This window comes from Streptomyces sp. HD, from assembly GCF_028369295.1.
In the GTDB taxonomy this organism is placed as follows: Bacteria; Actinomycetota; Actinomycetes; order Streptomycetales; family Streptomycetaceae; genus Streptomyces.
The window spans coordinates 136,131-148,906 of record NZ_JAQMYP010000003.1; the positions used below are offsets into that span (position 1 = coordinate 136,131).

Genomic DNA, 12,776 nt, shown 5'->3' on the forward strand with positions numbered 1-12,776 from the left:
TGTGGTGTCTTTCACAACAGCGGCAACCTTCGTACCGCCCGGCGGCGACTCCATGCGGGGCGCCTGTGCGCCTCACGGCGGCCGGGCGGCGACGGGGAGGTCACCGTCCCGGCCGCGTAACAGGGAGCCGTCCCGCACGTAACACGCCCGACTCACGCTGGACGGCATGCCGAACTCCGCGACGCCCACGCACTGCCCGTACTGCGCCCTGCAGTGCGGAATGAACCTCACGCCCTTGCAGGACGGGGGTGTCGCGGTGGTCGAGCGCCCGGACTTCCCGGTGAACAAGGGGGCGCTGTGCGGCAAGGGCCGTACGGCTCCCGCGGTGCTGTCGTCGAGCGTCCGCCTGACGTCGCCGCTGGTGCGGTCGCCGGCCGGCACGCTCGTGCCGGCCACCTGGGACGAAGCGCTCGACCGCATCGCCGAGGGCCTGGCACGCACGCGTACGGAACATGGCCCGGACGCGTGCGGGGTCTTCGGCGGGGGCGGCCTGACGAACGAGAAGGCCTACAACCTCGGCAAGTTCGCGCGGATCGTGCTCGGCACCTCACAGATCGACTACAACGGCCGGTTCTGCATGTCCTCGGCCGCCGCGGCCGGGATGAAGGCGTTCGGCCTGGACCGGGGGCTGCCGTTCCCGCTGGAGGACATCCCCAGGACGGGCTGCGTCATCCTCGTCGGCTCCAACCTCGCCGAAACGATGCCGCCGTCGCTGCGGTTCTTCAACGAGCTGCGCGAGAACGGCGGCACGCTGATCGTCATCGACCCGCGCCGCACGAAGACCGCCGAGCAGGCCGACCTGCACCTCGCTCCCCGCCCCGGCACCGACCTCGCGCTGGCCCTCGGCCTGCTGCACCTGGTCGTCGCCGAGGGGCGGGTGGACGAGGAGTACGTCCAGGAGCGCACGGCCGGCTGGGAGGACGCGCGGGCCGCCGCGATGGCGCACTGGCCGGAGTACGTGGAGCGGATCACGGGAGTGTCCGTTCCCCAACTCCGGGAAGCCGTACGGATGTTCTGCGAGCCCGAGCACGCGATGGTGCTGACCGCGCGCGGGCCCGAGCAGCAGTCCAAGGGCACCGACACGGTGGGCGCGTGGATCAACCTGTGCCTGGCGACGGGACGGGCGGGTCGCCCGCTGTCCGGCTACGGCTGTCTCACCGGGCAGGGCAACGGACAGGGCGGGCGCGAACACGGCCAGAAGGCCGACCAGCTGCCCGGCTACCGCAAGCTGGACGACCCGGCGGCGCGGCGGCACGTCGCCGAGGTGTGGGGCGTCGACCCGGACAGCCTGCCCGGCCCCGGCCGCAGTGCGTACGAGCTGCTGGACGCGCTGGGCACGGACATCAGGTCGCTGCTGCTGATGGGCTCCAACCCGGTGGTGTCGGCGCCGCGTGCCGCACACGTCGAGGAGCGGATCAAGTCCCTCGACTTCCTTGCCGTGTGCGACGTCGTGCTGTCGGAGACGGCCGCGCTCGCGGACGTGGTCCTGCCGGTCACGCAGTGGGCGGAGGAGTCGGGCACGACGACCAACCTGGAGGGCCGCGTCCTGCTGCGCCGCCGCGCCGTGACCCCGCCGGAGGGCGTCCGCAGCGACCTGGAGGTCATGCACGAGCTCGCGGCACGGCTGGGTGGGGAGCGCGGGCTGGAGAAGGGCTTCCCGACCGACCCCGAGGAGGTCTTCGAGGAGCTGCGGCGGGCCAGCGCGGGCGGGGCGGCGGACTACTCGGGGATCACGTACCGGAGGCTGGCGGAGGAGAACGGGGTGTTCTGGCCGTGCCCCGCGGCGCCGGGAACGACGGGAGCGACCGCAGCGGACGCCGTCGAAGGCCCCGAGGGCTCCGCCGGCACCGAGGACTGCGAGGACGCCTCGCTGGACGCGATCGCGGTGGCCGACGACCCGGCGCAGGACGACGAGGCGACGGGCACCGCCGTACACCCGGGCACGCCCCGCCTCTTCCTCGACCGCTTCGCCACGCCCGACGGCCGCGCGAGGTTCGTCCCCGTCACGCACCGGGCGGCGGCCGAGGAACCCGACGACGAGTACCCGGTGCTGCTGACGACGGGGCGGGTCGTGGCGCAGTACCAGTCCGGCGCCCAGACCCGCCGCGTGGACGAGCTGAACGCCGCCGCGCCGGGCCCGTTCGTGGAGCTGCACCCTCGCCTTGCGGCGCGGCTCGGGGCGGCCGAGGGCGACCCGGTGGCCGTGGTCTCGCGGCGGGGCCGGGCGGTGGCGCCCGCCCGCATCACGACCGGCATCCGCCCGGACACCGTCTTCATGCCGTTCCACTGGCCGGGCGAGGGCCGCGCCAACACCCTGACCAACCCGGCGCTGGACCCGACGTCGCGGATGCCGGAGTTCAAGGCGTGTGCGGTGCGGGTGGAGGCGGTGCAGCAGTAGCGGACGGGACCCCGACGCCCCTCAGGGGCGGGTGGAGCCGGTGCAGTCGTAGCGAACGGCGCCGCAACGCCCCCCCCCAGGGGCGGGGGAGGCGGTGCAGTCCAGCGAACCGGGACCCCAACGCCCCAAGGGGCGCGGGGCTGTGTCAATATGCGGCTCCGCCGCGTGGGCGCGACCAGCCACAACGGCGCCGCAGCCGCACAACGACCGATCGCGGCACCCGCAGTGGCCCCCTCAACGCCGCCCCCAGTCCCCGCTCTCGATCGCCGCACCCCTCACCCGCAGCCGCGCGGCGACAGCCGGAGCAGCCACATACACCCACGCCCGCACAGAGGTTCCGTCGGCACCGCGGAGCACCTCGCGGTCGACGCGCTCGTAGAGGTTGCGCGGGTCCCCCGGGGCGTACTCCTCCAGCAGGTCGAGGGCGGTCAGTAGCGCGGGGTACTCCTCCGGCCTGGCGACAACCAGATCGCCGAACACGACGCCACCCCCGCCCACCTCCTCGACGACATACGGATACCCCGGCCCGTCGTACAGCACCGCCCCTTCCATCCGCGCCGGTTCCTCCGCCCGGACGCGCCCCCGCAGGAAGGCGTCGTGGTTGGGCTCGCCGGGGCGCAGGGTGCCGTAGACGAAGAACGGCAGTCGAGGAGAGAGGGTCACGGAAACGATTCTCTCCTCTCACACACCTCCACGTATTCACCCTGGCCACGGCATGTGCATGCCCCCTTGAATCTTGGTCACCCTTCTGTGCCGTTCAGTTCGAGGAGACCGATGAGCCGAATACGGCCGCACATCCGAGGTTCCCGACTCGCCACGGCGGGCATCGCCGCCGCCGCGGTCGCCACCCTCATGGCCACCGCCCTGTCCCCCACCGCCGCCGGCGCGGACGACAAGCCGAGCAGGGCCACCGCGCTGGAGAACGCGTCGTCGGTCCTCACAGACCTGGCGGGAAGCCTGGGGCTGGCACCCGAGCAGGGCACGACCGCGCGGGACGTGGTCGTCGACGCGGACGGTACGCAGCACGTCCGCTACGACCGCACGTACCGCGAACTCCCCGTACTGGGCGGCGACTTCGTCGTCCATCTGGCCAAGGACGGCACGTATCGCAACGCCTCCCGCGCCACGAAGGGCGCCGTCTCCCTGCCGAGCGTCACACCCGAGGTGTCCGCGCCGAAGGCGGCCGACCTCGCGGCGAAGGCGCTGCGTGCCGCGAACGTCGGCGAGACGCTGAAGCGGCTGACGTCCAGGCCCGAGCTGGTCGTGGACGCCCTGCACGGCGCCCCGAAGCTGGCCTGGCGGACCAATGCGGCCGCGCAGGACTCCCTCGGCAACCCGGTCGCCCGCACGGTGCTGACCGACGCCCGCACCGGCGCCCGGATCGACGCGTGGGACAGCATCGAGACGGCGTCGGGCGACGGGAAGTCGCTGTACGGCGGCACGGTGCCGTTGGAGACGACGCAGTCGGGATCGACGTACCAGTTGAAGGACCCGACGCGGGGCGGCACGTACACGGGTGACGCCGGCAACAAGACGGACCTGTGCGTCCTGACCGTCTGTCTCAACCGCGCCCCCGCGACGGTCTTCACCGACGCCGACAACCACTGGGGCACGGGCACGGCGGCCGACCGCTCGACGGTCGCGGTGGACGCGCAATACGGCACGGACATGACCTGGGACTACTACAAGGACGTGCACGGCCGCAGCGGCATCGCGGGCGACGGCAAGGGCTCGTTCAACCGCGTCCACTACGGGAACGCCTACAACAACGCCTTCTGGGACGACAACTGCTTCTGCATGACGTACGGCGACGGTGACGGCACCCAGCTCGGTCCGCTGGTGTCGCTGGACGTGGCGGGCCACGAGATGTCCCACGGGGTCACCTCGAAGACGGCCGCGCTGACGTACTCGGGCGAGTCCGGCGGGCTGAACGAGGCGACGTCCGACATCTTCGGCACGCTGGTGGAGTTCCACGCGGGCAACACCTCGGACCCCGGGGACTATCTGATCGGCGAGAAGATCGTCCGGTCGGGCCTCGGGCGGGACGCCCTGCGCTTCATGGACAAGCCGTCGAAGGACGGCAAGTCGGTGGACTGCTGGAGCACGACGGCGAAGGACCTCGACGTCCACTACTCCTCCGGCATCGGCAACCACTTCGCGTATCTGCTGGCCGAGGGCAGCGGTGCGAAGACGGTCAACGGGGTCCAGTACAACTCGCCCACCTGCGACGGCTCTTCGGTGAACGGGATCGGCCGGGACAAGCTGGGCAGGATCTGGTACCGGGCGCTGACCGTCTACATGACGTCCTCGACGAACTACGCGGGGGCGCGCACGGCGACGCTGAGCGCGGCGAAGGACCTGTACGGCGCCGGGAGCACGGAGTACGGCGCGGTGGCCGCGGCCTGGAGCGCGGTGAACGTCGGCTGAGGGGTCTTCAGGGGCCTTGAGGGAGGCCCCGTGACGACCGCGACCGGCAAGGAGACGCGCCGAGTACGTCCACGAGGACGACGGCACCTCCCAGCTGGTCCGGCGCTGACACCGGAAGAGGGGACCGGCCGTGCCGGTCCCCTCGGCTCGCCTCTTGGCCGCCGGGCGGCGGCTAACCCTTCGGGTTCGGCTTCCAGTCCTGGGCGAGGAGGCCGAGGAGCACCTCGTCCAGGAACTCGCCCAGTACCCAGGCCGAGGAGCGGAGCACGCCCTCGCGGACGAAGCCGTTGTGCTCGGCGGAGCGCAGCATCGCGAAGTTGTCCGCCAGCGTCTCGATCTGGAGCCGCTGCAGACCGCGTACGACGAAGCCGTAGTGGCACAGCGTCGCGACCACGTCGGTGCCGTAGCCCTTGCCGCGTGCGGCCGGCAGCAGCCCGAGGCCGATGTGTGCGCATCGGTTGTGGTTGTCGATGCCCCACAGGGTCGCGGTGCCGATCAGCGTGCCGCCGTCCAGCTCGACCACGGAGAACGGGACGGAGCCCTGCACGCTGTCGTCCACCACGAGCCGCGGGTCCTTCGAGCCCGGTGTGATCGGCCGCCACGGCCCGCCCTCGGCCCGCGAGCCGTTGACCACGTCGTCGTAGAGCTCGGTCCGCAGGACCGGTATGTCGTCCTCGTGCCGGGCCCGCAGCCCGACCTTGTTCCCCTTGAGCATGCAGGCTTCCTATCCGACCGGACTGACCTGAGGCAACCGAATACCTCGGTGTCAGTGCAGGCAGAGGCAGAACGGATGGCCTGCCGGGTCCGCGTAGACCCGCCAGTTGGTCCCCGGGCGGATCTGGTCCGTCCGCTCCAGCACGGTCGCGCCGAGGGCGAGCGCCCGCTTCTCCTCCCCGTCGAGGTCGTCCACGTCGAAGTCCAGGTGGATCTGCTGCGGGCGCTCCTGGCCGGGCCACTCCGGCGGCCGGTAGCCGTCCACCTGCTGACAGGCAATCGGCGTCCCCTCGAACCCGTGCACCTCGACCCACTGGGGCTCCTCAGGGTCCGCGACCACCCGGCCGCCGAGCAACTCCGCGTAGAACGCGGCGAGCCGTACCGGATCGGCGCAGTCCAGCGCGACCGCCTGCAGCTTTCGAATCACTTCCGACACTCCTCGCTCTTCGGCCGCTTCCGCGACGCCCGCGTACGGGATGCGTCGTACCCGCCATGGCGGCGGGCATGCGCGCAAGCCTGCCCACGACGGCGGAGCCGTACCTCGCAGACGGCCGGTCGGCCCAACTCCCGGGGCCGGGGCGAAAAGCGGTGGCCGCGGTGCCGTGGGCGCGGATACGCTCCGCTGCCGGCTGACCGGCGGTCCCCGGCGGTCCCCCCACCCTGCCCGCCCCCAGCCATCACGGAGCCGTATGCCGTCGCCCACGAAGATGCACGCCGACGAGTTGGACATCGACGAGGAGCTGGTCGCCCGGCTGGTCGCGGCGCAGTTCCCGGAGTGGGCCGGGCTGCCGGTGACACGGGTCGCGTCGGCCGGGACCGACAACGCCATGTACCGGCTGGGCGGCGAGATGGTCGTACGGCTGCCGCGGCTTCCCGGTGGGGCCCGGCAGATCGACAAGGAACACCGGTGGCTGCCGCTTCTGGCGCCGCGCCTTCCCCTGGCCGTGCCGACACCGCTGGCGAAGGGGGAACCGGCCGCCGGTTATGAACTCCCCTGGGGCGTGTACGACTGGCTGGACGGCGAGAACGCCCACGACGCTCCGCTCACCGAACTACGGGACGCCGCCGCGGAGTTGGGCCGTTTCGTGGCGGCGCTGCGGGAGGTGGACGCGGTCGGGGGTCTGCCGTCCTGGCGGGGCGGCCCGGTGCGCGGGAACGACGAACACGTCCGCGCCGCGATCCGCGACCTGGGCGCCGCCGGCACGCTGGAGGCGACGGCGGCGACGGCCGTCTGGGAGGACATCCTCCGCCTCCCCCAGTGGGACGCCGCCCCCGTCTGGCTGCACGGCGACCTGCTCCCGGGCAATCTGCTGACCTCCTCCGGCCGCCTCACCGCCGTCATCGACTTCGGCGGCCTCGGGGTAGGGGACCCGGCCGCCGACACCCTCGCGGCGTGGGCGGTCTTCGACGCCGGGACCCGTGAGGTGTTCCGCGCGGCGGCCGACGTGGACGACGCGACGTGGGCGCGGGGGCGGGGGTGGGCCCTGTGCTTCGGGCTGACCGCGGAGCACTACTACGGCGAGGTCTGCGGGAACGGCACCAATCCGGTGCTGGCGGGGATCGGGAGACGGGCCGTGGGCGAGGTGCTGGCCGAGTACTAGGCGGGCGGCCACCGGGGGGAGCCACCGGGGGGGGGCGGCAACTGGGGGGGCGGCCACTGACGCCTCGGCCGCTCCCGGCCGCCGTACGATCCCGACGAGCTCATCGGGAGATCCGGACAGACACTGTTCGGGATCTGCTCGCGCCCGAGACCAGGCCAACCCGTCCGCACCGGAGGAGAGCACACCGTGAAGATCCATCTGACCAGCGTCTTCGTCGACGACCAGGCCAAGGCCCTGAGCTTCTACACCGAGATCCTCGGCTTCGTGAAGAAGTACGACGTCCCGGTGGGCGAGCAGGACCGGTGGCTGACCGTCGTCTCGCCCGAGGAGCCCGGCGGCACCGAGCTCCTCCTGGAGCCCGCCCGCCATCCGGCCGCCAAGACCTACCGCGACACGCTCGTCCAGGACGGCATCCCGCTCGCCCAGTTCGCCGTCGACGACGTGCGGGCGGAGTACGAGCGCCTGCGCGAGCTCGGCGTCCGCTTCGTCCAGGAACCCCTGGAGATGGGCCCCGTCACCACCGCCGTCTTCGACGACACCTGCGGCAACCTGATCCAGATCGCGACTCAGCCGCAGTAGCCGCCGACGCCGCCACCGCCGCCGGTCACCCGTTCACACCCCTGGCCCTCCGCTCATCGGATTCTCTTCCCCTGCACACCCCGGCCCCGGCGATGACCTGCTGAAACACCGTTGGCTAGGTCACTCCGACGCTCCCTGCGACACCCGTTCACCCCGTTTCCGCCGTTTCCCCGACAAGCGCTCCCGCCCCGCTTCCCCTTACCTCGAAGGGCAGGGGTCTCGGCCGAGGCGGCGGCACAAGGGGGTGTCGCGGGTCGTGAGTCCGTGAGCTCGGAGGAGCATCGATGCGACGTACCGCCCGTCTGCTGACCGGGACCGCGCTGGCCGTCGGTGCCGCCGCTCTCGCCGTCGCGCCCGCGCACGCCGACGGGGGCGGCCTGGAGGTGTCCCCGGCCTCGGTGGTGCCCGGCGGGGACGTCACGGTGAGCACGGCCGACTGCGGGGACGGCGGTACGGCGGCGGGTGACGCCAGTGCCGTGGGCGCCGGTGACTTCACCCTGGCGCCGGACAGCGACGAGCAGCGGGCGGCCGGGGAGTTCCGGGTGCCGCCGAGCGCGCAGCCGGGGACGTACGAGATCGTCGTGACCTGCTCGGAGGGCGGCAAGCGGGTGAGCGGGGACCTCGTGGTCACGCTGACGGCGCCGCGCGAGCAGGTGCATCCGAGAGGAAGTGTGAAGACGGGGGTCGGCGGTGCCTTTGACCGCGATCCCGTGCAGACCGCGGTCGGCGTGTCGGCTCTCGCCGTCGCCGCCGCGGGCGGTACCTGGCTCCTGCATCGCCGGGCGAGAGGCGACGGGTTCTGACGGACACCCTCCGCTGTCCGTCCACTGGTACCGCACGTCCCCTCCCCTTCCGGGTCCGATGCCCCTCGCGGCCCGGAGGGGGATCGGGGCGGCCTAGGAAAGACCCGGGAGGCTCCCGTGCGCGTTCACCGCGGCGTCGGCAACGGCGCGATAGCCGCCGTCACCGTACTGGCCCTGTGCTCCGGCGCCTGGCTGCTGAGCAGCGGCGCCGAGACGGACGCCCCGCCCCAGCCGTCGGCTGCGCAGGCCAGGGGGGACGGAGACGGCGGGGAGGCCCCGCACACCGGGGAAGCCGGGGAGCCGAGGGGGGCTCACACCCACCCGCGCTCCGTCGCCCCCGCTCTCCCGCCCTCCCCTCCCGACCGCATCCGCATCCCCGCCATCCGCGTCGACGCCCCCCTCATGGGCCTGGGGCTGACGAAGACCGGCAGCCTCGATGTGCCGCCCGCCGAGCGGAAGAACCTCGCCGGCTGGTACGAGGCCGGGACCACGCCCGGCGAGACGGGCACCGCGATCGTCGCCGGGCATGTCGACAACGCCGACGGGCCCGCCGTCTTCTACCGGCTCGGTGCCCTGCGCAAGGGCACCGTGATCGAGGTGGACCGGCGCGACGGCGGCACGGCGCGCTTCTCCGTGGACGCCGTGGAGGTGTACGACGCGAAGGCCTTCCCCGACGAGAAGGTGTACGGCCCGGCGCCACGCCCCGAGCTGCGGGTGATCACCTGCGGCGGCGGTTACTCACGGTCGACCGGGTATCGGGGCAATGTCGTGGTCTTCGCGCACCTGGTCGGCAGCGGTCGCTGACTCCCGCCCACGCTCCTCCAGGATGTTCTCCCGGCCCCACGCGCCCAGCGGGGCCAGCGCCGCGTTGAGCGTCGTGCCGAGCGGCGTCAGTGAGTACTCGACGCGCGGGGGCACCTCGTCGTACGCCTCCCGGTGCACGATGCCGTCGGCCTCCAGCTCCCGCAGCTGTGCGGCGAGCACCTTCTCCGTCACGCCCTTCACCTCCCGGCGCAGCTCCCCGAAACGGCATGGGCGCACGCTCAGCGCCCAGAGGATGAGCACCTTCCACTTCCCGCCCACCACGTCCATCGCCGCGTCTATCCCACAGACGTACGACTCCGGCCGCCGTCCGACCGCCATGTCGCCCCTCCCCTGCCTGGACTCTTTCCCTGCGGTAACCACCCACTCGTAAGTACGTACTTGAGCAGGCCATTCCCATGCGACGAGCCTAAACGCCATGACTGACAACGCACTTGCCTCCACCGGCACGACCGCGCCCCCGACCCCGCTCACCCTCCTCGGCACCGGCGCCATGGGCACCGCCCTGGCCCGCGCCTGGCTCGCCGCCGGGCACCCGGTGACCGTCTGGAACCGCACCCCGGCCCGCACCGAATCCCTGGCCGCCGAAGGCGCCACCGTCGTCGCGAGCGCCGCCGCGGCGGTGGCCGCGAACCGGCTGGTGGTCGCGTGTCTGCTGGACGACGCCTCGGTCGGCGAGGCCCTCGAAGGCGCCGACCTGACCGGCCGTGACCTGGTCGACCTCACCACCGGAACGCCCGCCCAGGGCCGCGCCCGCGCCGCCTGGGCCGAAGCGCGCGGCGCCCGTTTCCTGGACGCGGGGATCATGGCCGTACCGCCGATGATCGGGGCCGCGGAGTCGGGGGCGTACGTCTTCTACAGCGGTTCGCCCGGCCTCTTCGAGGAGCACGCCGACACCCTCGCCGTCCCGGCCGGCACCCGCTACGTCGGCGCGGACCCGGGCTTCGCGGCGCTGCACGACGTGGCGCTGCTGAGCGCGATGGGCGGCATGTTCGCCGGCATCCTGCACGCCTTCGCGCTGATCCGCCGGGAGGACGTCGCCCCGAAGGACTTCGCGCCGCTGCTCGTGTCGTGGCTCGGCGCGATGGCGCCGTCCGCCCTCAAGGCGGCCGAGCAGGTGCAGAGCGGCGAGTACGGCGGCGACGTCGTCTCCAACCTCGCGATGCAGGTCGCGGGCAACGCCACCCTGCTGGCCACGGCCGAGGAGCAGGGCGTCAGCCCGGAGCTGCTGACGCCGTACATGTCCCTCCTGGAGCGGTGGCTCGCCGAGGGACACGGCGAGGAGGACACCACCGGCGCGGTCGAACTGCTCGACCTGCGGCGGGCGTAGAGCCGGGCCGCCAGGGTCTGTCCGGCGGATCAGGCCCTAGGCCACCCACTGCTCGTACGCCAGCTTGGCCACGAGTGCGAACACCACCGTCAGCAGCACGCCCCGGACGAAACCGCTGCCCTTCTTCAGCGCGGTACGGGCCCCCAGCATGCCGCCCGCCAGGTTGAACACGGCCATCAGGGCGGCGAGTTGCCACAGGACCGTGCCCTGCCAGGCGAAGGTGGCCAGGGCGCCCGCGTTGGTGCAGCAGTTGACGATCTTGGCGGTGGCGGACGCGGTGACGAGGTCGAGGTGCAGGACCGCGGTGAGGGTGAGGACCAGGAAGGTGCCGGTGCCGGGTCCGATCAGGCCGTCGTAGAAGCCGATGCCCAGGCCGGCGAGGCCGATCGCGGAGAGGACCTGGCGGCGGGTGGCCGGGCCCGTCGCCGGGGCCGTGCCGAAGGCGGGGCGCAGGATCACGAAGGCGGCCACGGCGAGCAGCACCACCATGATCACGGGCTTCAGCACCTCGGTGCTCATGCCGGCCGCGAAGAAGGCGCCGGCGGAACTGCCCGCGAGCGCCGCCAGGCCGATGCGTACGGCGAGGCGCACGTCCACGGGCGCCTTGCGGACGTAGGTCACCGCGGCGCCCGACGTGCCGACGATGGCGACGGCCTTGTTGGTGCCGAGCGCGTACGCGGCCGGGGTGCTCGCCGGGAGGCCGAGCAGCAGGGCCGGGAGCAGGAGCAGGCCTCCGCCGCCGACCACGGCGTCGATCCAGCCGGCCGCGAGAGCTGCGATACACAGGACGACGACCATGGTCAGCGATATGTCGGGCATGATCGCGACCCTAGGCAGAGGGTGCGTGTGCGGTCCATGTACATGAGGAGCATCTGAGGTTCAGGAACCGGCCCGATGACGGAAAAGCGATCTTGACCGGCTTGGTCCGGCGCCGGACCATCCGGACGTGGATACGGACGGGAACGTGGACGCCGTCGTACGCAGTGACGCCGCGCTGGTGGAGGACGACCTGCGCGCGTTCCTCGACGCGCTGACGTCCGGCCCGGCAGGCGGTCCGGCCGACGGCACCGCGTCCGTGTACGCCACCGCCCTGCACCACTGCCTCCACGCCCCGGTGGCCGACGCGCTCGGCTCCAGGGCGGGCCAGCAGGCACTGCCCCCGTCCCCGGGGGCGCCTGGCGGTACGGCTCCGCTGCGGCCGTCGATGGTGTTCTGGGCGTACCGCAACTACCGGGGCTTCCCCGACGGTCCTCGGGACGCGCCCGACGCCTCCCCCGACCTCGCGCTCGTCCGGCGGGTGGCCGTTGCGGTGCGCGTGCTGCTGAAGGCGGCGGTCGTGCTCGACGACATCCAGGACGGCAGCGGCATGCGCTACGGCGAGCCCGCGCTGCATGTCGCCCACGGGGTGCCGGTCGCCCTCAACACCGGCTCCTGGCTGATCACGGCGGCGCTGCGGCACGCGGCCGACCCGGCCGTGGTGGCCGGCCTGGTCCGCGAGGTCGGCCACGGCTTCACCGGCCAGGCGCTCGACCTGGCGACCAGGACGGCGGAGGTCCGGGCGGGGCTGTCGGCAGTGTCGCGCGAGGAGCGGGTGCGGTTCTGGGAGTCGGTCGCCGAGCACAAGACCGGCACGCTGTTCCGGATGCCGCTCGACGCGGCCCTCGCGGCGCTGCGGGTCGTCGAGGAGGAGCGGCACGTCCTGGACGGGGCCATGCGGCGGCTCGGGCTGGCCAGCCAGCTGTTCAACGACCTCACCGATGTCGTACCGGAGCCGGGCGGCGCCAAGAGCCACGAGGACTTCGACGGGCTGGGCAACCGGGTCTTCCTTGAGCTGCTCGACTCGGCACCGCCGCCGACGGGCGGGCGCCTGAAGGAGTACGTCCTCGGCCACCCCGGACTGCGGGACACCCTCCTGGACCTCTCCGCCGAGGCGGTCGAGCTGAAGCGGTCGGCGAAGGAGGCCGTGCACAGTGTGTGCCGATCACGTCACAGCGCCGATTACTTCGACGTGACGATCGAGCGCAAGGGCCACCTCATCGACCGCCTGCACGAGACGCTGAGCCGACGGGGCGGCTGATGGCCCGGTCCTCCCCGGCCGACCT

General features: G+C 72.7%; 13 protein-coding genes. 8 read left to right on the top strand and 5 right to left on the bottom strand.

All coding sequences use genetic code 11. From position 1 onward, the window contains the following. The first annotated feature begins 166 nt into the window (after positions 1-166). Positions 167-2,398 carry a molybdopterin oxidoreductase family protein gene (locus POF73_RS04025; RefSeq protein ID WP_272113029.1) on the top strand — a complete coding sequence of 744 codons (2,232 nt, stop codon included), beginning with the start codon at positions 167-169 and terminating at the stop codon, positions 2,396-2,398. A gap of 234 nt (positions 2,399-2,632) precedes the next feature. Here the strand turns inward: POF73_RS04025 and POF73_RS04030 are convergent, their stop codons facing one another. Continuing rightward, the gene (locus POF73_RS04030; protein ID WP_272113030.1) at positions 2,633-3,061 is read right to left on the bottom strand and encodes a gamma-glutamylcyclotransferase family protein; all 429 of its coding nucleotides are present in this window, start codon (positions 3,059-3,061) and stop codon (positions 2,633-2,635) included. Positions 3,062-3,172: 111 nt separating this feature from the next. Between POF73_RS04030 and POF73_RS04035 the strand changes: the two genes are divergently transcribed. Further along, positions 3,173-4,825: a M4 family metallopeptidase gene (locus POF73_RS04035; RefSeq protein WP_272113031.1), complete on the top strand. Its 1,653-nt coding sequence runs from the start codon at positions 3,173-3,175 to the stop codon at positions 4,823-4,825. Between the two features lie 172 nt (positions 4,826-4,997). Here the strand turns inward: POF73_RS04035 and POF73_RS04040 are convergent, their stop codons facing one another. Next, positions 4,998-5,540 carry a GNAT family N-acetyltransferase gene (locus POF73_RS04040; protein WP_272113032.1) on the bottom strand — a complete coding sequence of 181 codons (543 nt, stop codon included), beginning with the start codon at positions 5,538-5,540 and terminating at the stop codon, positions 4,998-5,000. A 51-nt stretch (positions 5,541-5,591) separates the two neighbouring features. Next, on the bottom strand, positions 5,592-5,966 hold the full coding sequence (locus POF73_RS04045; RefSeq protein WP_272113033.1) for a VOC family protein: 375 nt from the start codon (positions 5,964-5,966) through the stop codon (positions 5,592-5,594). A 262-nt stretch (positions 5,967-6,228) separates the two neighbouring features. Here POF73_RS04045 and POF73_RS04050 point away from each other — a divergent pair, with 262 nt between their 5' ends. The 4 genes from POF73_RS04050 to POF73_RS04065 all read left to right on the top strand — a co-directional run bounded on the left by POF73_RS04050 (position 6,229) and on the right by POF73_RS04065 (position 9,326). Then, on the top strand, positions 6,229-7,140 hold the full coding sequence (locus POF73_RS04050; protein WP_272113034.1) for an aminoglycoside phosphotransferase family protein: 912 nt from the start codon (positions 6,229-6,231) through the stop codon (positions 7,138-7,140). A 186-nt stretch (positions 7,141-7,326) separates the two neighbouring features. Next, positions 7,327-7,719, top strand: a complete 393-nt coding sequence (locus POF73_RS04055) for a VOC family protein (protein ID WP_272113035.1) — start codon at positions 7,327-7,329, stop codon at positions 7,717-7,719. 284 nt (positions 7,720-8,003) lie between these two features. Beyond that, complete coding sequence (locus tag POF73_RS04060) at positions 8,004-8,522, top strand: hypothetical protein (RefSeq protein ID WP_272113036.1); 519 nt, start codon at positions 8,004-8,006, stop codon at positions 8,520-8,522. Between the two features lie 117 nt (positions 8,523-8,639). Then, positions 8,640-9,326, top strand: a complete 687-nt coding sequence (locus POF73_RS04065) for a class F sortase (RefSeq protein ID WP_272113037.1) — start codon at positions 8,640-8,642, stop codon at positions 9,324-9,326. Here POF73_RS04065 and POF73_RS04070 read toward each other — a convergent pair. Further along, entirely contained in the window at positions 9,261-9,665 is a 405-nt protein-coding gene (locus POF73_RS04070; RefSeq protein ID WP_272113038.1) for a winged helix-turn-helix transcriptional regulator, read from the bottom strand. The two genes, POF73_RS04065 and POF73_RS04070, sit on opposite strands and share 66 nt — an antisense overlap. A 97-nt stretch (positions 9,666-9,762) precedes the next feature. Between POF73_RS04070 and POF73_RS04075 the strand changes: the two genes are divergently transcribed. Next, on the top strand, positions 9,763-10,674 hold the full coding sequence (locus tag POF73_RS04075) for an NAD(P)-dependent oxidoreductase (protein ID WP_272113039.1): 912 nt from the start codon (positions 9,763-9,765) through the stop codon (positions 10,672-10,674). Between the two features lie 36 nt (positions 10,675-10,710). Here POF73_RS04075 and POF73_RS04080 read toward each other — a convergent pair whose 3' ends face one another. Further along, positions 10,711-11,493: a sulfite exporter TauE/SafE family protein gene (locus POF73_RS04080; RefSeq protein WP_272113040.1), complete on the bottom strand. Its 783-nt coding sequence runs from the start codon at positions 11,491-11,493 to the stop codon at positions 10,711-10,713. 127 nt (positions 11,494-11,620) lie between these two features. On the opposite strand from POF73_RS04080, the gene POF73_RS04085 reads away from it, so the two are divergent. Further along, a complete protein-coding gene (locus POF73_RS04085) occupies positions 11,621-12,751 on the top strand; it encodes a polyprenyl synthetase family protein (RefSeq protein ID WP_272113041.1) in 1,131 nt (376 codons plus the stop codon). Positions 12,752-12,776: the final 25 nt, after the last annotated feature.